Consider the following 24,698-nt stretch of genomic DNA (forward strand, 5'->3'; position numbering starts at 1 on the left):
GATTATAAAATTCCCTTTTCTTTCATGAACTGCTTCTCATTTTCAAGGATGTTATCATCATCAATCTGACGAACCTTTACTTTAAGAATTTCCAACTCGTCCATAATATCAACGAAGTTCTGAAAGGTAGAACCTGCTGTTGGTTTTACAAGTACAACAAAGTCACCTGCAACACCCGAAGCATCGGCTGCTTTTCTATTTTTAACAATTGCATCTTCGATCTGCGAAGCTGATTCGATTGTTGGTGCGCTTGCGCCAGCTACTCCCATGTACCAAGCTACTTTATTGTTTTTACCCAATAAAATGGTCATCGTTTTACTTGCTTTAAGCTCTAATCTATTTTCAGGTAACTTCTCGTTTTTATCCGGTTTTGCAATATCCATCGCCTGTGGCGTAGAGATTACTGTTGTTAAGATAAAGAAAGTTACCAACAGAAACATTAGATCCACCATCGGGGTCATATCAACCCTTGGCGTGGCTTTCTTCCCGCCCGTGTTTAATTCTGCCATTTCTTATTTCTTCTTTTTAGCTTCAGAATTAGTTACCAACAAAAATTTGTTTACACTTTGTTTCTGAAGTACATCAATAATCTTTTTCACAACTGGATACTCTTCTTTAGCATCGCCTTTGATACTGATACGCATATCCTGATTGTTGATCTCTTTTGTAGCTTTACGTGCATTCAGTACCCAAGCATTTAATTGATTGTCGGTTGAATCAGCAGGGATACCTGGCTGAATACCTGGTTTCATACGGTCGCCCGCATTCATCGCAATTAATTGCTTTAAGCTTTGAATAGGAACACCGAAGCTTCCGATTCCTGAGAATCTAGCCACTTCTTCAGGTGTAAATTTAACACCATATTGTTCGCCCATCAGCTGCAATGTTTTTTCTCTCACTTTATTACCTGCTACCTCGAAGAATACCTTTCCTTGTCCGATTGTTAAAATCGCATTGTTTTCTACCGGCACCTTAAACTCATATGTAGATGAGGGTGTAGAAACAGCTAGGGGTTCTGGTTGTCTTGCCGTAGCGGTTAAAATGAAGAACGTAAGTAACAATGCCGCCACATCGCACATTGCGGTCATGTCTGTTACTGTACTTGTCCTTTTTACTTTAATTCTAGGCATAATTTTTTTTACTAGTTTTAATAATGATGATCTTTTTTCCGGTTTTCCATAAAGCCGGTAAAAATTTTTTCAAAATTCTTATTTATGCGAACTAGCGTATGTTTGAACGATGCTGAAACCAGCCTCATCGATTGCGTAAGTTAACTTATCGATTTTAGATGTTAAGATATTATACATAATGATCGCCAAAGTTGATACCGAAATACCTGTCATGGTGTTGATCAAGGCCTCAGAGATACCTACTGCTAATGCTGACTGATCTGGAGCACCAGAATTTGCTAAACCGGCGAATGCACGGATCATACCTGTTACTGTACCCAATAAACCGATCAAAGTACCGATTGATACCAAAGTAGCAATAATGGTTAAGTTTTGCTCTAACATTGGCATTTCTAAAGCTGTAGCTTCTTCAACTTCTTTTTGGATAGCAACGATAGATTGCTCAACATCCATGTTGGTATCAGCTTCAACTTCGCTATATTTTTTCAAACCAGATTTAATTACGTTAGCAACTGAACCTTGTTGTTTATCACATTCAGCTTTAGCTGCTTCGATATTACCTGCGTTTAATAAACCTTTTACTTTAATGATGAAAGAATCTAAGCTTGATTTACCACTTGCTTTACCGATAACAATTAAACGCTCGATAGAGAAAACGATTGTTGTTAATAATAAACCGATCAAAACGGCAACAATAGGACCTCCTTTGTAAGCTGTACCTGGGTAATTGTTAGGTAATGGTAAGTTTTCGTTGTTGTTATCGATAAAGTTAGAGGGATCTCCCAATACATATTTCCAAATCACGAATCCGATAACGATACAAATAGGAATAACTAATGTTGCGAAAACATTTGAAGCACTAGAAGAGCTCTCTTTTTTAACAGTTGCTGGTTTTGGTGCGTTTGCCATTTTTTTTGAATTTTTAGTTTTAGTTCTTGTTTTTAATTTTAGCTGTTTTTTTCTTTTTGTATTACACTCAACGTTTCTTATCCGAAATTGTTGCGAAAAACAAATTTATAAATTGATTTTAAATTACAAATTAATAAATCAATAAACTATTAAATCGTTACTTAAAATTAAGTTTCGGTAATCACCTAGGGTGTATAACAAAAAAATTGCCCCAGCCGAGGCAATTCTTTCACAATAAAAACTAAAAAAAACTCCAATTGCAAATTTTTCGTTCAAAAAATGCATTTTAAAGCACATTTAACATAATTTTAACGCCTCGTGTCTGCTTTTTGGTACTTTTGTCAGTTCGAACTGCCTGAAATTCTCTGTGAAGGCATTAGACAGTTCATATGCTTTTAAAAAGTATTCTTCCTGGTTGCTCCATGTCTTAGAGGGGTCTAAAATTTCATCGGGTACGCCAGGGCAACTTAAAGGCATCATTAATTTAAATACGTGGTGTTGCTTATATTTATTATGATCTAAATCGCCGTGTAATGCAGCTGAAATCATTGCTCTGGTATAACTTAATTTCATTCTTTTACCTACACCATAAGCTCCTCCGCTCCAGCCTGTATTCACTAACCACACATTTACCTGGTGTTTTTCCATTTTCTCGCCCAACAACGCAGCATATTTAGATGGGTGTAGCGGTAAAAAAGCCTTACCAAAGCAAGCTGAAAAAGTTAATTGAGGCTCTGTTATCCCGGTTTCTGTCCCTGCAACCTTTGCGGTATAACCACTCATAAAGTGGAACATGGCCTGTTCTACATTCAATTTTGAAATTGGAGGTAATACCCCAAACGCATCTGCAGTTAAGAAAAAAATGTTTTTCGGAACAGCTCCTATTGACGGTAGAATGGCATTTTCGATATAATCTATAGGATAGGCCACACGGGTATTTTCTGTTTTGCTGATATTACCATAATCAACCTTTTGCGTACCCGGGAAAAAATTAACGTTCTCCAATAATGAACCAAATTTAACTGCTTTAAAAATCTGTGGCTCTTTTTCTTCGGTTAAATCTACACATTTTGCATAGCAACCGCCTTCGAAATTAAATACTGAATCTTTGCCCCAGCCATGTTCATCATCACCAATTAGTCCTCTTTCGGGATCGGCCGACAGGGTAGTTTTTCCGGTTCCCGACAAGCCAAAGAATATAGCGGTATCTCCATTTTTACCCATATTAGCCGAGCAGTGCATGGATAAAGTGTTATGATATACGGGCAGCATAAAATTTAAAACAGAAAAAATTCCTTTTTTTATTTCACCGGTATAACCTGTTCCACCGATTAAAATCATCTTCTTGGTAAAATTGATGATGGAAAAGTTTTGTTGCCTGGTTCCATCTAGTGCTGGCTCGGCCAAAAAACCTGGTGCAGCAAGGATGGTCCATTCTGGTGTTGAACCCAGTTGATCTTCCTCCGGGCGAATAAACAAATGATGAGCAAAAAGATTCTGATACGCCGTTTCGGTAATGACCCTGATGGATACGGAGTAATCCGGATGGGCACAAGCGGAAGAATCGCGGACATAGATTTTCTTATCTTCAAGATAATTGGTCAGCTTATAAAATAACTGATCGAATTTTTCAGAAGAGATTTTAATGTTTACATCACCCCACCAAACCTGATCTTCGGTGATGTCGTCGCATACAATAAAACGATCTTTAGGAGAACGTCCGGTAAACTTTCCGGTATCAACCGCAAGTGCACCTGAAGCGGCCAACGTACCTTCTTTATTTAATAAGGCCTCATCAATTAATTCCGTAGGAGATAATTGGTACTTTACAGCAATGTTCCCGCCTAGATTTAAATAGCTTAAATCTGGCGTTTGCAGTTTCTTTTTGCTCATAACAATAAGTTAGTTAGTGAGGCAAAGGTAAAAACTTATCAGGTACAAAAACGACTTTTAAAACGTAATTTTTTACATATTGTAGCAAATACACTATGATTTAATTTACTAAAAATCAGCTATTTAAATCATAATTTTAAACCTAAAAAAAATTAAAAATATACACTAAGTAAAATCTGATAAATGGTTTTAGTACGTTTAAGTTCTTATGGATATACACACTTATAATGGATTGAAGAAGTCATGCTTTTTCCATTAAACATCAATTGATCACCTACCTTACGGGCACCTCTCCAAAGGAGGGGAATAATTAGACACTGGAAAGGCAAGCCGCTTAATAGCAGCACCAGCCTGCGTGAAATAAACCTGATAAAAGCGGCAGCTCCCGATCGCACAAACAATAAAAAAGCACCGACCATCGGGACTATAGCGGTTAGCAGGGCTACACCGACATACGCATTACTGCAGTATATTTTCTAATAATCAAAATTTACTGATCAACCACCCCGCCCTACGGGCACCATTTCAAAGGAGGGGAATAATTAGACGCTGGAACGACAAGCCACTTAGATAGCAGCACCAGCCTGCGTGAAATAAACCTGATAAAAGCGGTAGCTCCCGATCGCAAAACAATAAAAAAGCACCAACCATCGGGACTATAGCGGTTAGCAGGGCTACACCGGCCGAAGCCTAACTGCAGTACCTTTTCTAATAATCAAAATTTACTGATTAATCACCGCGACCTACGGACACCATTCCAAAGGAGGGGAATAATTAGACGCCGGAACGACAAGCCACTTAAATAGCAGCACCAGCCTGCGTGAAATAAACCTGATAAAAGCGGCAGCTCCCGATCGAACAAACAACAAAAAAGCACCAACCATCGGGACTATAGCGGTTAGCAGGACTACACAGACATAAGCATTACTGCAGTATCTTTTCTAATAATCAAAATTTACTGATCAACCACCCCGCCCTACGGGCACCTCTCCAAAGGAGGGGAATAATTAGACAATGGAAAGGCAAGCCGCTTAATAGCATTCTACTAAGGGCAAAAAAAATATGGCTATTTCATTTACTTAAACGTTTTAATAGAAATTTCGAAATAAAAATTAAAAAACATTTGCATTTTAAAAAAATTATATACTACTTTACAAGTGTAAAAAGTACACCAAGTCAAGATGAATTTTAATACTTCAATTATTACAACGATTATTATTACCACCGGTATAAACCAGCGGGGCTAATTTGTTGTAAATTGAAAAAACATAAAACACAGAGAGCGTCCCGATGAAAATCGGGACGCTTTTTTTTTAAACCCATGCTGAATGAAACCTGCACAAGCGAGCATTTTAAACCATATACCGGGTGCAGCAGCAAACAGTTAAACCTCATATAAAATAATGAAAATACTCAAATTCGGCGGCACATCCGTAGGTTCGGCCGAGAACATTAAAACGCTCTTACGCCTGGTTGGCGAAGAAAAACAGAAGAATAGCCCGGTAGTTGTATTATCGGCAATGAGTGGTGTAACCAATTTGCTCACCGATATGGCTGAAATGGCTGAACGGGGTGAAGATTACGATGCCCATTTAAAAGAAATCGAAGCAAAACACTTTGCTGTAATCCGCGCACTTTTGCCTGCAGCAGCACAAAACCCGGTGTTTACCCGTTTAAAAATATTTTTTAACGAGTTAGAAGATCTGCTGCAGGCTGTAACCAATCTACGCGAACTAAGTTTACAAACCAAAGATCAGATTTTAAGTTATGGTGAACGCTGTTCTACCTTCATGATCAGCCACATTGCCTCGAAAAACATTGGCGATTCGCTTTACGTGAATGGATCTGACATGATTAAAACCGACAGCAATTTCGGACAGGCCAAGGTTGATACTGAACTGACCGAGCTACTGATCAACAATTTTTATCAGGAAAATAAAGACAAAGTACTTTTTGTAACTGGTTTTATTGCCAGCAATGCCGCTGGAAGGATGACTACTTTGGGCCGTGGTGGTTCTGATTATACCGCAGCGGTTTGGGGCGCTGCATTGAATGCAGAAGAAATAGAGATATGGACGGATGTAAATGGTATGATGACCGCCGACCCACGAATGGTTAAAAAGGCTTTCTCGTTACCTGAATTAAGTTATACTGAAGCCATGGAACTGAGTTATTTTGGAGCGAAAGTAATCTACCCGCCAACCATGATCCCTGCTTTCATGAAGAAAATCCCGATTGTAATCAAAAACACTTTCGAGCCTGACTTCGCAGGAACCTATATCAGAAGCGATGTAAAAACATCAAATTTACCCATCAAAGGAATTTCTTCAATCGATCATATCAGCATTATCAACCTCACCGGAAGTGGTATGGTAGGTAAAGCAGGCTTTAGCGGAAGACTATTTTCACTGCTTTCGCGCGAACAGATCAATGTGGTATTAATTACGCAATCTTCATCAGAACACAGCATTACTTTCGCCGTTAAACCAACAGATGCTTCGCAGGCCATTTTCCTGATCAAAAAAGAATTCGAGCTGGAGCTGGATGCTAAAAAACTGGAATTACCGGAAGTTGAAAATAACCTTGCCGTTTTAGCCATTGTGGGCGAAAACATGAAACGCACCCCGGGCATGAGCGGACGTTTGTTCAGCGCACTGGGCCGTAATGGTATCAACGTAAGAGCAATCGCCCAAGGTTCATCAGAATACAATATCTCGGTAATCATTAGCAAGGATGATTTATCGAAAGCTGTAAATGCAGTGCATGATGCTTTTTTCACCGACCTGAAAAGAACATTGAACGTTTTCTGTTTGGGTACGGGAAACATCGGCAAAACCTTATTCAACCAGTTAAAAGAGCAGATGCCCTTCCTCGCAGCCAATAACGATCTGCAGGTGAAAGTAACAGGCATCAGCAATACACGCAAAATGATATTCAATGCCGATGGGCTTTCTCTGGGAAATTGGGAAACAGAATTGAATACAGCTGGCGAACCAGCAGATTTAGCAGGTTTTGTTGCTCAAATGAAAGCGCTAAACTTACCCAACTGTGTTTTTGTAGATAACACGGCAGCGGAAAAACCTATTGAATTTTACCAGGGTATATTCGAAAGCAGCATTTCGGTGGTAACCTGTAACAAAAAAGGGAACTCGGCAGATTATGCACAGTATAAATTATTCAAAGATACTGCCCGTAAATTTGGTGTAGATTTTTATTACGAAACCAATGTTGGTGCAGGCCTACCGATTATCCGTACGCTACGCGAGCTGATGATGAGTGGCGATAAGGTAGCCCGGATTGAAGCCATCTTATCAGGAACGATTTCTTACATCTTCAACAATTTTAAAGGCGACGCTGGCTTTTACGAAACGGTAAAGGAAGCACAGGAACTGGGCTATACTGAACCAGATCCCCGCGACGACTTAAATGGAAAAGATTTTATGCGTAAGATGTTGATTCTTGCACGCGATGCCGGCTATCCACTAGAAGCCAGTGACGTGAAAATAGACAATATTTTGCCTGATGCCTGCTTAAATGCAACATCTGTTGAAGACTTTTATTCGGAATTGCAGGCCAATGCGGCTTATTTCGAAAATTTAAAAAACACCGCAGCGAGCGAAGGAAAGGTTTTACGTTATATCGGTAAACTGGAAGATGGCAACGTAGAAATCAGCCTGCAAATGGTAGATGACAGTCACCCTTTTTATATGCTATCGGGAAGTGATAATATTATCTCTTTTACAACAGATCGTTACAAAAGCCGCCCACTGGTAGTTAAAGGGCCAGGAGCTGGTGCTGAAGTGACCGCCGCCGGAGTTTTTGCCGACATCATTAATGTGGGTACTTTAAATAAATAGCTAAGCCAATTAATAATGAAAAATAGTATAAAAGTTTTCGCTCCGGCAACCGTTGCAAACGTAGTTTGTGGTTTCGATGTACTGGGTTTCGCCGTAAACGAACCTGGCGACGAAGTTGAAATGCGTTTTACCGATACGCCAGGTGTGGTGATCAAAAAAATTACCGGCGATGATGGCCGTTTGCCTTTAGATTCAGCAAAAAATACCGTAAGCGCCAGTGTTCAGCATTATTTAAAACACATCAACCGTTTAGATGTAGGCGTAGAAATTGAACTGCACAAAAAAATGCCCATAGGTAGTGGTTTGGGTTCAAGTTCTGCCAGTACCGTTGCTGGTTTAGTTGCCATTAACAAATTAATGGGCGATTTATTAACGGCTAAGGAGCTGGTTCCTTTTGCCATGAAAGGCGAAGAACTGGCCTGCGGTTACGGACATGCAGATAATGTTGCGCCAGCTTTGTTGGGTGGTTTTGTACTGGTAAGAAGTTACGAACCATTGGATGTAATTTCTTTACCTACTCCAGCCGGCATGTATGCCGCAATTGTTTACCCAGAGGTAGATGTACCTACCAAAGATGCCCGCCAAATGATTCGCAGTAAGGTGGCATTAAAAGATGCGGTTACGCAGTGGGGAAACGTTGCAGGTTTGGTAAGTGGGCTATTTATGAACGATTTTGACCTGATTGGAAGAAGTATGCAAGATGTTCTGGTAGAACCAACACGTTCGATCCTGATTCCTGGTTTTGAAGAAATGAGAAAACTAGCGACAGAAAACGGCGCCATTGGTTTCGGGATTTCAGGCTCAGGCCCATCTGTTTTTGCTTTAACCCGAAACGAAGAAACAGCCAGAATAATCACCAAATCACAACAACAACATTTACATAAAATAAATATTAACAGCAAAGCTTTTGTTTCTCCGGTGAACGCCGAAGGACCTAGAGTAATTTAAAGAAGTTGTAAGGTAAAAGGCTTATGGCGTAGGGTTGTACCCGGCGCCATTAACCCTAAACCTTACACCCCAAACCCTACACCTTAAAATGAAACTATACTCAACCAACAATAAAGATTTACGGGTTTCTTTTAAAGAAGCCGTTTTTAACAGCATGCCACAGGATAAGGGCTTATATATGCCTGTTGAAATACCACAGCTTGATGCCGAATTCATTCAAAATATTGAGCAATATTCTTTACCTAAAATTGCTTATAAAGTTGCTTCAACCCTATTAAAAGATGAAATTCCGGCTGAAGATCTAAAGGCATTAATTGATGATGCGATTAATTTTGATGCACCAGCTGTTAAATTGGACGACAAAACCTTTGTTTTAGAACTTTTCCATGGGCCATCTTTGGCTTTTAAAGATTTTGGTGCCCGTTTTATGAGCCGTGTAATGGCTTACTTCCTAAAAGACGGGGAACAGCTGCTGGATGTCCTGGTTGCAACTTCGGGCGATACCGGCGGTGCAGTAGCTTTAGGTTTCTTAGGCGTGCCCAATACGAGAGTAACTATCCTTTATCCGGAAGGAAAGGTAAGCCCGATACAAGAATTACAGTTAACCACCAACGGGGAGAATATCAGGGCTATTGAAGTAAAAGGAACATTTGATGATTGCCAGGCTTTGGTAAAACAGGCTTTTGCTGACGATGAATTAAATGCAAAATTCAGGTTAACTTCAGCCAATTCGATTAACATTTCGCGATTGATTCCGCAAACATTTTATTATTTCAATACTTATGCCCAACTGAAAAAACAAGAGTTTAAAGATGTGGTATTTTCTGTCCCGAGCGGAAATTTTGGAAATATTGGCGCAGGTTTACTGGCCTATAAATTAGGATTACCTGTTAAACAATTTATCGCCGCTACCAATGTGAATGATACCGTACCACGCTTTTTAGAAAGTGGTGTTTATGAAACCAAGCCTTCAACCCAAACCTATTCTAATGCCATGGATGTTGGTGCGCCAAGCAACTGGGTCCGCATTATGGATCTTTTTGACCAGAATATAGAAGCGGTTAAAAAAGTGGTTACTTCTTACCGTTTTACAGATGAAGAGACATTGGTAGGGATTAAAGAACTTGATAATAAACTAAATTATGTTGCCTGTCCGCATACCGCGATTGCTTACTTGGCAATAGAAAAGCACAGAACCGAAAATCCAACAGATAATAGTGCAGCTGTTTTCTTATCTACTGCACATGCCTGTAAATTCCCAGATATCTTTCCGATAGACATCGCTGCAAAAATCGAGATCCCTGAACAGGTTAAAACTTTAGAAAGCAGACCTAAACATGCAGATCAGCTGGGAACAGATTTTGAAGGATTTAAAGGTTACTTACTTAAAGGTTAGTAATTAGACTGATCGTCATTTCGAGCGGAGTGCAATGAAGCCGAGAACCACGGAGTGCTCAGCGAAGCTAAATCTGTCTAGAGATAGATCTCTCCCCGCCTGTACGGGCAGGCGTTCCGCTGCGCTACAGTCGAGTTGACGATTTATAAAAATGCAAATCCATTCCAACTTCTGACCTATCTCTAAAGTTAGTCGGGATTTGTAATCCTTAACAAGGAAAAGTCATACAACACAAAGGTCCGGACTATAAATCCGGACCAATTAGAAAATATTTATTTAATTAACAGAAGCGAAAGCTGTAGAAGTAATGCTGACATTATTGAATGTCGCGCTTCCTGAACTAGTGGTGATCGCCTGTCCATTAAATCTAAAAGTGCGTGAGCCTGGGGCCGCGGTATAAATAATAATAGTATAGGTGCCGGCAGTCAGCGGACCATATGACCCGCCACCTGGTCCAAAATAAGCACTAACAGGCGTAGGTCCATATAAGTAAATGGACCCGTTATCACCAGTTCCATTGCTTAAATTTAAACCAATGCTAAAAAATTTACTGGCATTAATTTCAGCCTTGGTATTTTGTAAAGGTAATACAGCCAGCACTGTACAAAACAGGAATAATTGAATAAGCTTTTTCATAAGAATTGTTTTTTAATGTAGATTTATATCGGTTAGTTATATAAAAATAAAAATTTAAACGTTACGCAGGATGGTATTTGTAAAAATAAATAGTCATAGCATTACGTTAGTTAATACAACCCTAACTAAATTAAAAATTTCTTTAGAAATTAATCAAAGCCAGATTACAAATCTGAAGAACTGTAGGTCCAGATTGCAAATCCGGACCAGCATCCAACACGAAGTTAGTCGGGATTTGCAATCCCGACTTTTGTACTAAGGATTTGTAATCCTTATAATTAAATGAATTATGGCTTTCAAATACGCTGTTACTGATCAAAATAACATTTACTTCATTACTACAACAGTAGTGGGATGGATTGATGTATTTACACGAAAAGAGCTCGCCGAAGTTATTATTGAAAGTCTTAGATATTGCCAATCACAAAAAGGATTAATTATTTATGCATGGTGTTTAATGCCAAGTCATTTACATATGATTGTTAGTGCTAAAGAGAATTACAACCTTTCGGACATTATCAGGGACTTTAAAAAATTCACTTCTAAAAAGATTGTCAAAACGATTGGAGAAATTAATGAAAGCAGAGAATGGCTATTGGATAAGTTCTCCTTTGCTGCCCGAATCCATATCAAAAACAAAGAATATAAATTCTGGCAGGATGGTTTCCATCCCATCGCTTTATATTCAAATGAGTTTAAAGACCAAAAACTAGAATACATTCATCATAATCCTATTGAATCGGGAATTGTTTCTGAAGCGGAACATTACAACTATAGTTCGGCTATAAACTATGCTGGTGGTCTAGGCCTGTTGGAAGTTGTTTATTTATGATTAGGTGATTAGGAACTTGTAAACCAGACTACAAATCTAGAAAACTATAGGTCCGGATTACAAATCCGGACCAACGTAAATGAAATTATTTAGCACCTTGCGATTTTAGCATTTTAAGCTCGTGCTTTAATGCTTCGATCTGTTGCTGTTGCTCTTTTATGCTCGCTACCAAAAGCGGAACCAAGCGCTCATAATCCACCTTGGTAATGGTAGCACTTCTAAAAGCATTTTTACCTGAGCTGTAATCTTTGGATTGTACTGAAACAATATTTGGAACGGCGGCTTTTGCATCAGCACCTACAAAACCATATTGCGGCCTTGCAGATAACTTTAATTTTTCTGCCCAAACTTTATCATAATTAAAACTTACGGGCTCTAATTTAGTAACCTGGCTTAAAGCATTTTCTACAGGTTTAATATTATTCTGCACCACTTCTTGTGCACTGATTTTTAAAGAGGCAGCGATTAAAAGCACTGCGAATGAAATTGCTCGTTTCATATCTATTAATTATTTTGTAATTTTTGAAATAGAAAATTGGTTCTGCTTCTTAGAAACAGGAAATAAATTTAAAAAGATGTATTAAACGGATGGCGGCGGCGTTAAAACCTCTGGAAAGTATGCCAGCTGGAAAGCATGATCAGGGATAATCACCTTTTTTGTAGTCTGAAATGGGAAATATAATGTCGAATTAAATAAGACTTCATGCACTACAAATTCGCTTTCTGTCTTCTTTTCTTCCTTTTCAGTTGCATCATCATTTGTAGACGAAAACTCCACATTTTGAACAGAATAGCTTAAATACGAAACCACATGACTTACTTTTACGAAAAAAGCGAGTGTAATGCAGGTAATCAATATATATTTAAGACCATCAGATTTCATTGCGACAAATATAACTGCTATTCTACTAAAACAATAATTTAAGCTTAATGTTCGGTAAGAATTTCAAATGCAGCATCAGCTTGACAGTATTATGGCAGAATTTTCGACTTCTTGCGCCAAATATTTCAGTAAATATAATCCTCATTTTCGTCCGTGTGGATTAACATTGATAGAATCGACAAATGCAGTTGTCATTCTCGCGCAAGCCGGCATCTAAACACTTGTATTAAGATCGCCAATTAAGTTGGGGATGAAGATCTCACGAGGGACATCACCTAATAAATTTAGTTTTCAATCATATTGATTTTCATACAATAAATTATCCCTCAGATGGAAATTTTATACTCATAATAAAGCCTCGTCGCTCTGTCCTTAAAATATAGCCTTCGCAATTTGCTTGGTCTGCTCTGGGCGACCCATGGTATAAAAGTGTAATACAGGCGCACCAAAATCAATTAGTTCTTTACATTGTTTGATCATCGCTTCCGTACCAATTTCTTTTGCCTCATTATTGTTTTTAGCATGCGATAGTGCATCCGTTAACTCATCTGGTAAATCAATGTGGAATATCTTGGGCAATACATTTAGCTGCGATAAGGTACTGATGGGCTTCAAACCCGGTATAATTGGAATATTGATATCATTCTCCCTACATTTCTTTACAAAATCGAAATACTTCTGGTTATCGAAGAACATCTGCGTAACAATAAACTCCGCTCCTGCTTCAACTTTCTTTTTCAGATATTTGAAATCTGTACTCATATTGGGTGCTTCGAAGTGCTTTTCCGGATAACCTGCAACACCGATACAGAAATCACTTTTAAAAGTTTCTACATCTTCGTGCAGAAATTTACCTTCGTTATGGTTCTTGATATGCTCGATTAAATCTGTTGCATAACAGTGCCCGCCAGGAGTTGGCACAAAATTCCCATCTGCCTTACGGGCATCGCCACGCAAAGCCAAAACATTATCAATCCCCAAAAACTGTAGGTCGATCAATGCATTTTCAGTTTCTTCTTTGGTAAATCCACCGCAAATGAGGTGCGGAACGGCATCAACTTTATATTTATGAATAATGGCTGCACAAATGGCAATGGTACCCGGACGTTTACGGTAAGATACCTTTTGAAGCAAACCATTAGCCTGTTCTTTATAAATGTAATCCTCGCGCAGCGAAGTTACATCGATAAAAGGCGGATTAAACTCAAGCAATGGCTCTATCGCATCATAAATCCATTGTATACTTTGCCCTTTGATGGGCGGCAATAATTCAAAAGAGAATAAGGTTTTACCCTTTGCGTTTTTTATATGGTCTGTAATCTTCATAACCCAACCCCTAAAGGGGCCTTAAATTTTAATTTGTTTGTAATTCCCTCCCCTTAAGGGGACGGGGGTTAATAAGCTAAATTTGGACTTAACCATCGCTCTACTTCTTCAATCGGCATATTTTTCCTGATGGCATAATCTTCAATCTGATCCTTGGTAATTTTTCCTAATCCAAAATATCGTGAATCTGGATGTGCGAAGTAAAAACCACTTACCGCAGCTGTTGGGTACATGGCATAACTTTCGGTTAAACGCAATCCTATTTTGTTCTCTGCATCAAGCAATTGGAATAAAGTTCCTTTTTCGGTGTGCTCAGGGCAGGCAGGATAACCTGGTGCGGGGCGGATACCTGCATATTCCTCTTTAATTAATTCCTGATTGCTTAGTTTTTCATCTTTGGCATAACCCCAGTATTCTTTACGTACACGCTCGTGCATGCGCTCGGCAAAGGCTTCTGCCAAACGATCGGCCAGTGCTTTGACCATAATACTGTTGTAATCATCGTAATTGGACTCGAACTCATTCACCAGTTCGTCAATCCCAATACCTGCAGTTACCGCAAAACCACCAAAATAATCCTGAATTCCGCTTTCTTTTGGCGCAATAAAATCAGATAAAGCATAATATGGCTGCCCATCTACTTTTTCGGCCTGTTGGCGGAGGGTGTGAATAGTTACCAGTTGGGAGTTTTCGGTTCTCAGTTCTGAGTCGACGGGCAGACTTCCGACTTCGGACTCCGGACTTCGGACTTCTAAAACAATGTCGTCTCCTACCGCATTTGCCGGCCAGAAACCAATTACTGCTCTTGCTGTTAATAGTTTCTCATCGAGGATGCGTTTTAATAAAGTCTGTGCATCATCAAACAGTTTCTTTGCTTCGTCGCCTACATTTTTATCATCGAAAATTTTCGGATAACTTCCGCGGAGCTCCCAGGTATGGAAAAATGGTGTCCAATCGATATACGGAACCAGTTCTTCTAAGGGATAATTATCGAAAACCCTGGTACCAGTAAATTCGGGAACAGGTAGATTAGGTTGAAAATCGATCTTAAACTTATTATTTCGGGCTTCTTCCAGCGTTTTAAAACGTTTATCAGAACGTTTGTTTAAATGGGCTTCGCGGGCTTTATCATATTCAGCTCTTATTCCTGCAATATATTCATCTCTCGTATCAGGATTCATTAAAGTACTGCAAACTGTAACACTTCTTGAAGCATCTAATACGTGAATTGCAGGACCTGAATAATTCGGCGCTACTTTTACCGCTGCATGGATACGTGAAGTGGTGGCACCACCGATAATCAATGGAATGGTAAAACCTTCGCGTTCCATTTCTTTGGCAAAGTGAACCATTTCATCCAATGATGGTGTGATCAATCCACTCAAACCAATAATATCAGCATTTATTTCTTTGGCTTTTTTGATGATATCCTGCGCCGGAACCATCACGCCCATATCTACAATTTCGAAATTGTTACAGGCCAATACCACGCCCACAATATTTTTACCAATATCGTGTACGTCTCCTTTCACGGTAGCCATCAACACTTTTCCTGCTGAAGAATTTTGGTTCTGATCTGGATTATCCAGTTTCTCCTGCTCAATAAAAGGCAACAGGTAGGCTACGGCTTTTTTCATTACCCTGGCCGATTTTACCACCTGGGGCAAGAACATCTTTCCAGCACCAAAAAGATCACCAACAATGTTCATCCCATCCATCAATGGTCCTTCGATTACCTGGATCGGGCGGGCATATTTTTGCCTGGCTTCTTCCACATCATCATCCAGGTATTCTACAATTCCTTTTACCAGTGAATGTGATAATCTTTCTTCAACAGAACCTTTTCTCCACTCTTCGTCTTTAACTACCTCTTTCCCTTTTGATTTTACGGTATCTGCATATTCTACCAACCGCTCTGTGGCATCTTCTCTTCTGTTTAAAAGTACATCCTCTACTCTTTCCAATAATTCGGGTGGAATTTCCTGATAAACCTCTAACATCCCTGCATTAACGATGCCCATATCTAACCCAGCCTGAATGGCATGATAAAGAAAGGCAGAGTGCATGGCTTCACGTACCACGTTATTTCCCCTGAATGAGAACGAAATATTAGAAACCCCTCCACTCACTTTAGCATGAGGTAAGTTTTCTTTAATCCAACGGGTAGCATTAATAAAGTCGACCGCGTAATTGTTGTGTTCCTCCAGTCCGGTGGCTACGGTTAAAATATTCGGGTCGAAAATTATATCTTCTGGTGGGAAGCCAATTTCGCTTACCAGGATATCGTAACTGCGTTTACAAATTTCGATCCTGCGTTGGTAGTTATCGGCCTGTCCCTGCTCATCAAAAGCCATTACCACTACGGCAGCACCATATTGCATAATTTTACGGGCACTTTCGCGGAATTTATCTTCACCCTCTTTTAAGGAAATGGAGTTTACAATTCCTTTTCCCTGCAGGCATTTTAAACCATTTTCAATCACCGACCATTTTGATGAATCGACCATGATCGGCAGTTTGGCGATATCAGGTTCGGAGGCAATGAGGTTTAAGAATTTGGTCATGGCTGCTTCCGAATCGAGCATCCCTTCATCCATATTCACATCAATTACCTGTGCACCACCTTCAACCTGTTGCAGGGCAACGGCTAATGCAGCTTCGTAATCTCCACCCAAAATCAGTTTGGAGAATTTTGGAGAACCGGTAATATTGGTCCGCTCGCCAATGTTTACAAAAATGCTTTCGGGCATAATGGTTACTGGTTCTAATCCACTTAAACGCATGTATGCCGGAAGCTCAGGTAATTTTCGGGGTTCGGCTTTCCGGGCATTTTTAGCAATACAGCCAATATGTTCAGGTGTGGTGCCGCAACAGCCGCCCACAATATTTACAAAACCCGAGGCAATAAAATCATCCACCAGGTGGGCAGTTTCGTGTGGTTGCTCATCGTAAGCACCAAATTCGTTTGGTAAACCTGCATTTGGATAAGCCGAAACATAACAACCTGCTTTTGTGGCCAGCTCCTCAATATGCGGACGCATTTCTTTTGCACCTAAAGCACAGTTAAAACCAATACTTAATGGTTTTGCATGCATTACAGAGTTTAAGAAAGCTTCGGCAGTTTGTCCTGAAAGTGTTCGCCCGGAAGCATCTGTAATGGTACCAGAAATCATGATCTCCAGTTTACGGCCTATTACTTCTTCATATTTTTTAATGGCCACGATAGCCACCTTGGCATTTAAAGTATCGAAAATAGTTTCAATCAACAATACATCAGAACCACCATCTACCAATCCACGCACCTGCTCGTAATAAGCTTCTTCCAACTCATCAAAATAAACCGCCCTAAAACCAGGGTCGTTTACATTTGGCGACATGGAAAGGGTACGGTTTGTTGGCCCGATAGCACCGGCAACGAAACATTTACGGTCAGGATTTGCGGCCATAAATTCATTTACAGCCTCCTTTGCCACCCGTGCGCCTTCGAAACTCATTTCGTAAGAAAGATCTTCCATTTGGTAATCGGCCATGGAAATGCGCTGTGTACTAAAGGTATTGGTTTCGATAATATCGGCACCAGCGGCCAGGTACTCCAAGTGTATTGTTTTGATAATATCAGGCCGCGTGATGTTAAGCAAGTCGTTATTGCCTTTTACATCACAGGGATGGTTTTTAAATCGCTCTCCCCTAAAATCTTCTTCGCTTAAGTTATATCGCTGAATCATGGTACCCATTGCACCATCAATCACTAAAATACGTTTCTCTAATTCTTCTCTTATACCCATTTGTTGTTGTAAGATTTGAGATATGAGAGATTAGATATGAGAATGGATTAGACGCAATGTCTAAAACCTCAAATCTATTGTCTCAAGTCTCTAAAAGGCTTATTTAAAAAGTTGGTACGTGAATCGTAATCCTAAACTTATCTTTTTCTGCTATTTGCAGAATAGAATTTAGCACCTTGTAGGTTACAGGTTGCTAAGACTTCGTTGGGTCTAATCCCTCCGTCTTTCTTAATAAGCATACAAAAATGCAACAAAGCTACATCAATTCCAAAATTTATCGCTTTGCTGCCAAATAAAATTACAAAGGCCATGCAATTCTGCACGGCCTTTAAAATATTATTCGGTTTTGCGTTTACTTTCTGCTTCCGAAAATGCGTAATAAGAAAAGGAATATGTTTAAGAAATCAAGGTATAAAGACAATGCAGCTACAATGGCCATCTTTTTACTTTCAACCTGAAGAACCTGTTCGCCGCTTGCTTCAATTCCTTCACCAATTCTTTTGATTTTTTGCACATCATAGGCTGTTAATGCTGTAAATATTGCAATTCCAATAAATGCCATAAACAAGCTGAACTGTTCGCTTTGAATAAACATATTAATTACACTGGCAATTACTAAACCAATAACCCCAACCATTAGAATCGGTCCAAATTTACTTAGATCGATATTGGTTGTGTACCCCATAAATGCCATAATTCCAAATATTCCGGCAGCTCCTGCAAAACAGCTCACGATTGAACCTGAGGTATAAGTTAACAAGATAAAACTTAAACTCACTCCAGTTAGTACTGAATAGAGAACGAAAACGCCGATTAATGCAGGTAATGATAATCTACTTAAACCCAATCCCATTAAAAGAACTAATCCCAGCGGTGCAAACATTGCTATATAGCCAAAAATTGACATGCTCACTTTTCCAGTTGCAGGGTTGATATTTAAAAGGTATTGCATCAACTGCTCATTAGTTCCGAATAAATAGGCAGCGATTGTAGATAAACTTAACGCCACAAACATCCATAAGAAAACGTTGGCAAAGAATTTTTTAGAAACAGATCGTTCCTGAACGAAAACACTGTTGTCTTGGTATTGATAATTTTGTTGTTCCATTTTAGTTTTTGTGTGATAAATTATATAAAAATAAAAATTTAGTTCAATCTTTTTGTCAGCTGTTCTTCAACTTTTTTAAAGAACTGTAATGGCTTTAATGTACGCCAAGGCAGATTGTCAAACGCACCGCCAAAGTTAATGTAATAATCGATGCTATTATCGCGAAATTCACTGATCACATGTTCCTGAAAATTCACCCCAACAATCCAGCCATCTTCTACTTCCTGAAACCATTCTTCATAATAACTATCATCAGAGGCATGAAAATTAAGAACGTTTTCACCGATCAGGATAAATTTATTAAGTCCTTCATCCATCATCGTCTCTAAAATATCGCGTTTCAGCAACATAATGTCGTTATTAATGGCATCGTTCCACTCGCCTATAAACTCAATAATCGCATAGCCTCGATCATAATCAGCATATAATACCTTCATGTACAATGTGTTCGAACCAAACTCATCCCACTGTGGGTGCAATAAAAAATTATATATCTGCTTATCGAAGTAAAGTTCTGAATACTCGGTATTGTAAAATGGCGAACGCTCATCTTCCGCCGAAATATAATCATCTCTCCACTGGTAATAAGGCTCAATTTCGTGCATATTTTTCTCTAGTTATTGAATGAGTGAATTTTGAATAAATGAATGTAAGTTTGTTTCTACCTTACATCATTTTATCTTTCAATCATTCTCTCATTTCTTATTGTCCTGCTTCTACGGCTTTACGTACACTTCCATATCGGGTTAACAATTCGGCGGCTTCATCGTAACCAATATTCAGTTCATCCGCAACCATTTGCGTGCCACGATCTACCAGTTTATGATTAGTTAACTGCATATCGACCATTTTGTTTCCAACTACACGCCCCAGCTGAACCATCACCGTGGTACTCAACATATTTAATACCATTTTTTGCGCTGTACCGGATTTCATGCGTGTAGAGCCGGTAATAAATTCAGGTCCAACCACAACTTCAACCGGAAAATCAGATTCAGCAGCAATAGGGCCACCGGCATTACAAACAATACAACCCGTTAAAACACCATGTTTACGCGCCATGTTTAATCCACCAATTACATATGGCGTAGTACCTGACGCGGCGAGGCCAACCAAGCAATCTTTTTCATTAATATCAAATTCCTGAAGATCTTTCCAGGCTTGCTCAGCATTATCTTCAGCAAATTCTACCGCTCTTCTAATGGCAGTGTCTCCGCCGGCAATAATCCCTACAACCCAATCAAACGGCACACCATAAGTTGGCGGGCATTCTGAAGCATCTACCACACCTAAACGACCGCTGGTGCCTGCACCTATATAAAAGAGACGACCGCCTTTTTTCATGCGTTCGGCCACGGCCGATGTTAATTTTTCGATTTGAGGCAAAGATTTTTCAACGGCAAATGCTACAGTTTTATCTTCGTTATTAATGCCCTGCAAAACCTCTAATACCGACATCTGATCAATGTGGTCATAATTAGATTCCTGCTCGGTAACTCTATTCATAAATTTAATTTTGATAAAATTCGGTAAATTCTTTCTAAAAACTAGGCTAAAAATCTAAAAAATATCTACCATAAATTTTAACCAACTGTGCCAGGCGTTATTTAATGTTAAATATTATAAACAAAAGACATGAAAATGCAGTTAAAAAATATATCAACCCGCTAATTTTCATAAATTTGCGGTAACGCCAATGAAAAAAAACACCAAAAACAACATGCTTATCGCTTTAAGCTATTCTGTGATCTTAATAGTCGGCATGTTTTTGGGCATAAAATTCATTAAAGATCAAGGCTTTGGCGTTAAAAAAAGCCCTCAGCTCGCTCAAAATAGCGATGAAAAATTAAACGAAATCTTACACATCATCAACGGTAATTATGTTGATGACATTAATACCGATTCGCTGCAAAACTTACCCATAGATAGTGTTTTGCATCAGCTTGATCCACATAGTGTTTACCTGCCACCGACTGATGTGCAAGATATGACCGATAATCTGGAGGGAAATTTTGAAGGTGTAGGAATAGAATATTATATGCTTAATGATACAATGATGGTTACCGGCGTGGTTAAGGATGGGCCAGCTTATCAGGCGGGGATTAAACTTGGCGATAAGATCCTAAGTATTGATACTGCAGTAGTAAGCGGACGAAACCTACCTAAAGATCAACTTACCGGCCGTTTCAAAGGCAAATCTGGCACCGGCGTAAGCGTAGTGCTTTTGCACCCGGGAGCGCCACAGAGCAACCGCATTATGGTTACCCGCGGTAAAGTGAACATCAGCAGTATTGATGCAGCTTACATGATTAACAATGAAACTGGCTATGTGCGGATCAGTAAATTTGGCGCCAATACGGATAATGATTTCACTGCTGCAGCTAATAACCTGAAAGCAAAGGGCATGAAGAAACTGATTCTTGATCTGCGCGATAATGGGGGTGGTTATTTTACAGCGGCCACAGGTCTGGCCGATCAGTTTTTGGGCGAAAACAAACTCATCGTATATACCCAGGGCAAACATGAGCCACGTACCGATTATTTTTCTACCGGTACCGGATCCTTTCAAAATGGTAAGCTGGCTGTACTGATTAATGAAAATACAGCATCGGCAAGCGAAATTGTAGCCGGAGCCATCCAGGATTTGGGCCGTGGGATTATTGTTGGCCGCCGCTCTTTTGGTAAAGGTTTGGTACAAGAGCAATTTGCTTTTGGCGATGGATCTGCATTGAATTTAACCATCGCGAGATATTATACACCATCCGGCAAAAGTATCCAGAAATCGTACAAAAAAGGTTATGATGCTTATAAACATGAATTAGATGAACGGATGACGGATGGGGAACTTACGGGAGACCATACATCTTTCCAGGATTCTATTGAGAAAACCGAAGGGGTAAATATCCAACCGAATAAAAAAGTTAAGCCGATTGGCGGTATCCAACCAGATGTATTTGTGAAACTGGACACCAATGGCTACAATAAGTTTTATAGTAATTTAGTCAGCAAGAAAATACTTTCTGATTACGTATTTAATGTACTTACCAATAAGTATAGTGCTAGTTTTGTAGAACAGAACATCAATATCTTTACCATAAACGATAACGACTTTAAAGACTTTATCGGGTTTCTTCAACGCAAAAATGTAGCAATAGATCGCTTTCAATTGTACAATTCTAAAAACGTGATCTTAAATGATCTTAAAGCTTTACTTTGTCGCTATTATTTGGGCGACGTAGGCTATTACAAGGCCGTTAACCAAACCGACAATGCGGTAAGGCAAGCACTCCTTAACCTTCAATAGCCATATTTTATATGCTTAAGAAGCAAAATCAATTCATAAATTTGAAATTATATTTTAATTAACAAGATTAAAAACATATAATATTCTATTTTAAAAACAATTTTTAATACTATATTTTGGTTTAGTAAATTTGCCTGCAAATCATATCTTTTATGGAAGCGAGTAGATTAGCAGCAAAAGACCAACAAGTTTTGGAAGCTCTTTTGGAAAAGGTTAAGGAACAAACCGATTTATTCTTAGGTTATCCGGTAGCTAAAGATTTTGATTACCAGGCACTTTCTGACTTTTTAAAATACCCGATGAATAACCTTGGTGATCCTTTTGTTAACTCCACATACGGTGTTGGATCCCGAGAACTGGAAAAAGAAGTAGTACAATTTTTTGCTGAACTTTTTCGTGCACCAGCTGATAATTGGTGGGGTTATGTTACCAATGGTGGTTCAGAAGGTAATCTATATGGCTTGTACCTTGCACGCGAATTACATCCGAAAGGAATGGTTTATTACTCAGAAGCTACACATTACAGTGTGCAAAAAAACCTGCATTTACTGAATATTCCGAATATCGTTATCCGTACGCAGGAAAACGGAGAAATCGATTATGAAGACCTGGAGTATACCATTAGAATGAATCGACAAATGCCTGTTATTATTATGGCCAATATTGGCACCACCATGACTGAAGCACGTGATGATGTGGCTAAAATCAAAGGCATCTTGAAAAAACTAGCTATCCAACATTATTATATCCATGCAGATGCGGCGCTTTCTGGCACCTATAGCGCACTCGTTGAACCAAGGCCAGCATTTGATTTCGAAGATGGTGCCGACAGCATCGCCATTAGCGGACATAAATTTTTAGGCTCACCCATGCCTTGCGGGGTGGTAGTGGCCAAAAAATCGAATAGAGATAGAATTGTCCGTTCGGTAGCTTATATAGGAAGTGTTGATACAACCATTACAGGTTCGAGAAATGGCCATAGCCCCTTGTTTTTATGGCATACAATTAAACATTTAGGCATATCAGGTTTAAAGAGCAGGGCTGTGCACAGCTTAGCAACCGCAGCTTATGCTGAGCAAAAACTTAAAGCACTAGGTATCGCTGCCTGGCGAAATGAAAATGCCATTACCGTAAACTTTCCCACCCCATCTGCGAGAATCTGTAAAAAATGGCAACTGGCAGCAGAGCAGGGAAATTCGCATATTATCTGCATGCCAAATGTAACGCAATCGCATATCGACCTCCTAATTACCGACCTAAAAAATGAAACAGTATTGCAGGATTGACCCCTGTACAAACATTTCAAATCAACCCGGTGTTTAATGATGACCATACACATTAAACAGATTTAAATGAAAATAATTATTATAGGCGCAACAGGTACACTGGGCAAAAAAGTAGCTGAAGCATTTGCATCAAAACACGAAATCATTCGTGTAGGAAATACTAAAGGCGATGTTCAGGTAGACATTACCAATGAAACATCGATCAAAAATATGTTTGAGCATATCGGTGCTTTCGATGCCTTGATCAGTACAAGCGGAAAAGGTCCGTTTGCACCTGTAAATCAGTTAACTGGCGAAGTGTTTAAAAGTGGTTTGCTGGATAAATTATTGGGGCAGGTTAACCTGGTGCTGATAGGTCAGCATTACATTAACAAAGGTGGATCATTTACATTAACATCGGGTATATTGGCCGAAAGTCCTGTTGCTGCTGGTTCAGCATTGAGTACCATAAATGGAGGTTTAAATTCATTTGTTTTGGCAGCTGCTCCGGAACTTGGAAACGGGATTCGTATAAATGCTGTTAGCCCTAACGTGGTTGAAGATTCTCCTGCTTATTTCGAATCTTTCCCCGGAGAAATCCCCGTTAGCATGGAGAAGGTAGTTAAAGCCTATGAAAAAAGTGTATTGGGTATTTTAACGGGCAAGGTTATTAAAGTTTATTAAAAAGATTCGGCGATTTGAGCAAGCCGAGCACATCACGATTTAATCAAAGCTTATCGTAAAATTTTACTTATTCAAAACCCAAAGTTTTATATTAGTCGATATAACAAAACGAATATGATAGAAACAGAACGCCTCATTTTAAAACCTTTAACCCACGATCAACTTTTAAAATACATTAAGGATGATCATTCTTTAGAAAAAGAATTTGGCCTTCTACCAACCAAGAAAAACATTTCTCCTTCGCTTCAGGAGGCGTTAGAGCAAACGATTTTACCTAACGTTTTTGACAAGGATAAAGATTACCTGTATCATACCTTATGGACGATTATATCCAAACCGGACAATAGAATGGTAGGTGATATTTGTTTTGTTGGTGAGCCTGACCAGAATGGAGAAATCGAGATAGGTTATGGGACCTATAAAGAATTTAGAGGTAAAGGCTTTATGACTGAAGCGGTAGGCCGAATAATAGATTGGGCAAGGGAACAGCCTAAAGTAAAATCAATTTTTGCCGCTACTACCAAAGATAACGTGGCCTCTTATTCTATTTTAGAAAAAAACAATTTCATCCATATTGGCGAAGTGGATGATATGTTAAGCTGGAAAATTGAATTGAAGTAGTTTTAAGCATTAGTTGTAGTACGGTCGTCATCCTTGTAATAGTTTAGTAATTCGGTAACAGATTTTTTTGAGGAGCATTAATTATTAGATTTTTTCATTTGCTTTTTTTGCCATTTCAATT

Annotated in this window: 20 protein-coding genes and 1 riboswitch; of the genes, 8 read left to right on the forward strand and 12 right to left on the reverse strand. The window is 39.2% G+C overall.

Annotated elements, in window-relative coordinates; translation table 11 throughout:
• Window positions 1-2: 2 nt before the first annotated feature.
• From BLR60_RS22870 to pckA, 4 genes are all read right to left on the reverse strand, one after another.
• Window positions 3-509 carry an ExbD/TolR family protein gene (locus tag BLR60_RS22870; protein WP_090504291.1) on the reverse strand — a complete coding sequence of 169 codons (507 nt, stop codon included), beginning with the start codon at window positions 507-509 and terminating at the stop codon, window positions 3-5.
• A 3-nt stretch (window positions 510-512) separates the two neighbouring features.
• Window positions 513-1,130, reverse strand: coding sequence for a biopolymer transporter ExbD (locus BLR60_RS22875; RefSeq protein WP_090504294.1), 618 nt, complete (start codon window positions 1,128-1,130; stop codon window positions 513-515).
• 78 nt (window positions 1,131-1,208) lie between these two features.
• On the reverse strand, window positions 1,209-2,039 hold the full coding sequence (locus tag BLR60_RS22880; RefSeq protein ID WP_090504297.1) for a MotA/TolQ/ExbB proton channel family protein: 831 nt from the start codon (window positions 2,037-2,039) through the stop codon (window positions 1,209-1,211).
• Window positions 2,040-2,336: 297 nt separating this feature from the next.
• The gene (gene pckA, locus BLR60_RS22885; protein WP_090504300.1) at window positions 2,337-3,932 is read right to left on the reverse strand and encodes a phosphoenolpyruvate carboxykinase (ATP); all 1,596 of its coding nucleotides are present in this window, start codon (window positions 3,930-3,932) and stop codon (window positions 2,337-2,339) included.
• Window positions 3,933-5,335: 1,403 nt separating this feature from the next.
• On the opposite strand from pckA, the gene thrA reads away from it, so the two are divergent.
• The 3 genes from thrA to thrC all read left to right on the forward strand — a co-directional run bounded on the left by thrA (window position 5,336) and on the right by thrC (window position 10,133).
• Entirely contained in the window at window positions 5,336-7,789 is a 2,454-nt protein-coding gene (gene thrA, locus BLR60_RS22890; protein ID WP_090504303.1) for a bifunctional aspartate kinase/homoserine dehydrogenase I, read from the forward strand.
• A 15-nt stretch (window positions 7,790-7,804) separates the two neighbouring features.
• The gene (locus BLR60_RS22895; RefSeq protein ID WP_090504306.1) at window positions 7,805-8,737 is read left to right on the forward strand and encodes a homoserine kinase; all 933 of its coding nucleotides are present in this window, start codon (window positions 7,805-7,807) and stop codon (window positions 8,735-8,737) included.
• Between the two features lie 88 nt (window positions 8,738-8,825).
• A complete protein-coding gene (gene thrC / locus BLR60_RS22900) occupies window positions 8,826-10,133 on the forward strand; it encodes a threonine synthase (RefSeq protein ID WP_090504308.1) in 1,308 nt (435 codons plus the stop codon).
• Window positions 10,134-10,409: 276 nt separating this feature from the next.
• On the opposite strand, the gene BLR60_RS22905 is transcribed toward thrC, so the two are convergent.
• Complete coding sequence (locus BLR60_RS22905) at window positions 10,410-10,769, reverse strand: hypothetical protein (RefSeq protein WP_090504311.1); 360 nt, start codon at window positions 10,767-10,769, stop codon at window positions 10,410-10,412.
• Window positions 10,770-11,058: 289 nt separating this feature from the next.
• Between BLR60_RS22905 and BLR60_RS22910 the strand changes: the two genes are divergently transcribed.
• On the forward strand, window positions 11,059-11,601 hold the full coding sequence (locus BLR60_RS22910; RefSeq protein ID WP_090504314.1) for an REP-associated tyrosine transposase: 543 nt from the start codon (window positions 11,059-11,061) through the stop codon (window positions 11,599-11,601).
• A gap of 85 nt (window positions 11,602-11,686) precedes the next feature.
• Here the strand turns inward: BLR60_RS22910 and BLR60_RS22915 are convergent, their stop codons facing one another.
• The 7 genes from BLR60_RS22915 to murQ all read right to left on the reverse strand — a co-directional run bounded on the left by BLR60_RS22915 (window position 11,687) and on the right by murQ (window position 20,209).
• The gene (locus BLR60_RS22915) at window positions 11,687-12,100 is read right to left on the reverse strand and encodes a tail fiber domain-containing protein (protein WP_090504317.1); all 414 of its coding nucleotides are present in this window, start codon (window positions 12,098-12,100) and stop codon (window positions 11,687-11,689) included.
• 81 nt (window positions 12,101-12,181) lie between these two features.
• Window positions 12,182-12,484, reverse strand: a complete 303-nt coding sequence (locus tag BLR60_RS22920; RefSeq protein WP_090504320.1) for a hypothetical protein — start codon at window positions 12,482-12,484, stop codon at window positions 12,182-12,184.
• A gap of 372 nt (window positions 12,485-12,856) precedes the next feature.
• On the reverse strand, window positions 12,857-13,810 hold the full coding sequence (gene metF / locus BLR60_RS22925; protein ID WP_090504322.1) for a methylenetetrahydrofolate reductase [NAD(P)H]: 954 nt from the start codon (window positions 13,808-13,810) through the stop codon (window positions 12,857-12,859).
• A gap of 68 nt (window positions 13,811-13,878) precedes the next feature.
• Window positions 13,879-17,595 carry a methionine synthase gene (metH, locus tag BLR60_RS22930; protein ID WP_090504325.1) on the reverse strand — a complete coding sequence of 1,239 codons (3,717 nt, stop codon included), beginning with the start codon at window positions 17,593-17,595 and terminating at the stop codon, window positions 13,879-13,881.
• Window positions 17,596-17,729: 134 nt separating this feature from the next.
• A riboswitch (SAM riboswitch) is annotated at window positions 17,730-17,833 on the reverse strand.
• A 114-nt stretch (window positions 17,834-17,947) separates the two neighbouring features.
• Window positions 17,948-18,703: a Bax inhibitor-1/YccA family protein gene (locus tag BLR60_RS22935; protein ID WP_090504327.1), complete on the reverse strand. Its 756-nt coding sequence runs from the start codon at window positions 18,701-18,703 to the stop codon at window positions 17,948-17,950.
• Between the two features lie 38 nt (window positions 18,704-18,741).
• A complete protein-coding gene (locus BLR60_RS22940; protein ID WP_090504330.1) occupies window positions 18,742-19,308 on the reverse strand; it encodes a hypothetical protein in 567 nt (188 codons plus the stop codon).
• A gap of 97 nt (window positions 19,309-19,405) precedes the next feature.
• Window positions 19,406-20,209, reverse strand: coding sequence for an N-acetylmuramic acid 6-phosphate etherase (murQ, locus tag BLR60_RS22945; RefSeq protein ID WP_090504334.1), 804 nt, complete (start codon window positions 20,207-20,209; stop codon window positions 19,406-19,408).
• Window positions 20,210-20,399: 190 nt separating this feature from the next.
• Between murQ and BLR60_RS22950 the strand changes: the two genes are divergently transcribed.
• From BLR60_RS22950 to BLR60_RS22965, 4 genes are all read left to right on the forward strand, one after another.
• Window positions 20,400-22,007: a S41 family peptidase gene (locus tag BLR60_RS22950; protein ID WP_090504337.1), complete on the forward strand. Its 1,608-nt coding sequence runs from the start codon at window positions 20,400-20,402 to the stop codon at window positions 22,005-22,007.
• Window positions 22,008-22,159: 152 nt separating this feature from the next.
• Window positions 22,160-23,293: a histidine decarboxylase gene (locus tag BLR60_RS22955; protein WP_090504339.1), complete on the forward strand. Its 1,134-nt coding sequence runs from the start codon at window positions 22,160-22,162 to the stop codon at window positions 23,291-23,293.
• Between the two features lie 66 nt (window positions 23,294-23,359).
• Complete coding sequence (locus BLR60_RS22960) at window positions 23,360-23,956, forward strand: short chain dehydrogenase (protein WP_090504342.1); 597 nt, start codon at window positions 23,360-23,362, stop codon at window positions 23,954-23,956.
• A gap of 114 nt (window positions 23,957-24,070) precedes the next feature.
• The gene (locus BLR60_RS22965) at window positions 24,071-24,577 is read left to right on the forward strand and encodes a GNAT family N-acetyltransferase (protein WP_090504346.1); all 507 of its coding nucleotides are present in this window, start codon (window positions 24,071-24,073) and stop codon (window positions 24,575-24,577) included.
• Window positions 24,578-24,698 lie beyond the last annotated feature (121 nt).

Origin of the sequence: Pedobacter terrae, from assembly GCF_900100705.1 — a bacterium.
Lineage (GTDB): Bacteria > Bacteroidota > Bacteroidia > Sphingobacteriales > Sphingobacteriaceae > Pedobacter > Pedobacter terrae.

Coding starts and splice junctions, on each gene's coding strand:
- BLR60_RS22880 (WP_090504297.1), bottom strand. CDS start 2,039: ATGGCAAACGCACCAAAACCAGCAACTGTTAAAAAAGAGAGCTCTTCT.
- BLR60_RS22955 (WP_090504339.1), top strand. CDS start 22,160: ATGGAAGCGAGTAGATTAGCAGCAAAAGACCAACAAGTTTTGGAAGCT.
- BLR60_RS22895 (WP_090504306.1), top strand. CDS start 7,805: ATGAAAAATAGTATAAAAGTTTTCGCTCCGGCAACCGTTGCAAACGTA.
- BLR60_RS22905 (WP_090504311.1), bottom strand. CDS start 10,769: ATGAAAAAGCTTATTCAATTATTCCTGTTTTGTACAGTGCTGGCTGTA.
- pckA (WP_090504300.1), bottom strand. CDS start 3,932: ATGAGCAAAAAGAAACTGCAAACGCCAGATTTAAGCTATTTAAATCTA.
- BLR60_RS22935 (WP_090504327.1), bottom strand. CDS start 18,703: ATGGAACAACAAAATTATCAATACCAAGACAACAGTGTTTTCGTTCAG.
- BLR60_RS22870 (WP_090504291.1), bottom strand. CDS start 509: ATGGCAGAATTAAACACGGGCGGGAAGAAAGCCACGCCAAGGGTTGAT.
- murQ (WP_090504334.1), bottom strand. CDS start 20,209: ATGAATAGAGTTACCGAGCAGGAATCTAATTATGACCACATTGATCAG.
- BLR60_RS22910 (WP_090504314.1), top strand. CDS start 11,059: ATGGCTTTCAAATACGCTGTTACTGATCAAAATAACATTTACTTCATT.
- BLR60_RS22875 (WP_090504294.1), bottom strand. CDS start 1,130: ATGCCTAGAATTAAAGTAAAAAGGACAAGTACAGTAACAGACATGACC.
- BLR60_RS22950 (WP_090504337.1), top strand. CDS start 20,400: ATGAAAAAAAACACCAAAAACAACATGCTTATCGCTTTAAGCTATTCT.
- thrA (WP_090504303.1), top strand. CDS start 5,336: ATGAAAATACTCAAATTCGGCGGCACATCCGTAGGTTCGGCCGAGAAC.
- metH (WP_090504325.1), bottom strand. CDS start 17,595: ATGGGTATAAGAGAAGAATTAGAGAAACGTATTTTAGTGATTGATGGT.
- BLR60_RS22940 (WP_090504330.1), bottom strand. CDS start 19,308: ATGCACGAAATTGAGCCTTATTACCAGTGGAGAGATGATTATATTTCG.
- BLR60_RS22915 (WP_090504317.1), bottom strand. CDS start 12,100: ATGAAACGAGCAATTTCATTCGCAGTGCTTTTAATCGCTGCCTCTTTA.
- thrC (WP_090504308.1), top strand. CDS start 8,826: ATGAAACTATACTCAACCAACAATAAAGATTTACGGGTTTCTTTTAAA.
- BLR60_RS22960 (WP_090504342.1), top strand. CDS start 23,360: ATGAAAATAATTATTATAGGCGCAACAGGTACACTGGGCAAAAAAGTA.
- BLR60_RS22920 (WP_090504320.1), bottom strand. CDS start 12,484: ATGAAATCTGATGGTCTTAAATATATATTGATTACCTGCATTACACTC.
- BLR60_RS22965 (WP_090504346.1), top strand. CDS start 24,071: ATGATAGAAACAGAACGCCTCATTTTAAAACCTTTAACCCACGATCAA.
- metF (WP_090504322.1), bottom strand. CDS start 13,810: ATGAAGATTACAGACCATATAAAAAACGCAAAGGGTAAAACCTTATTC.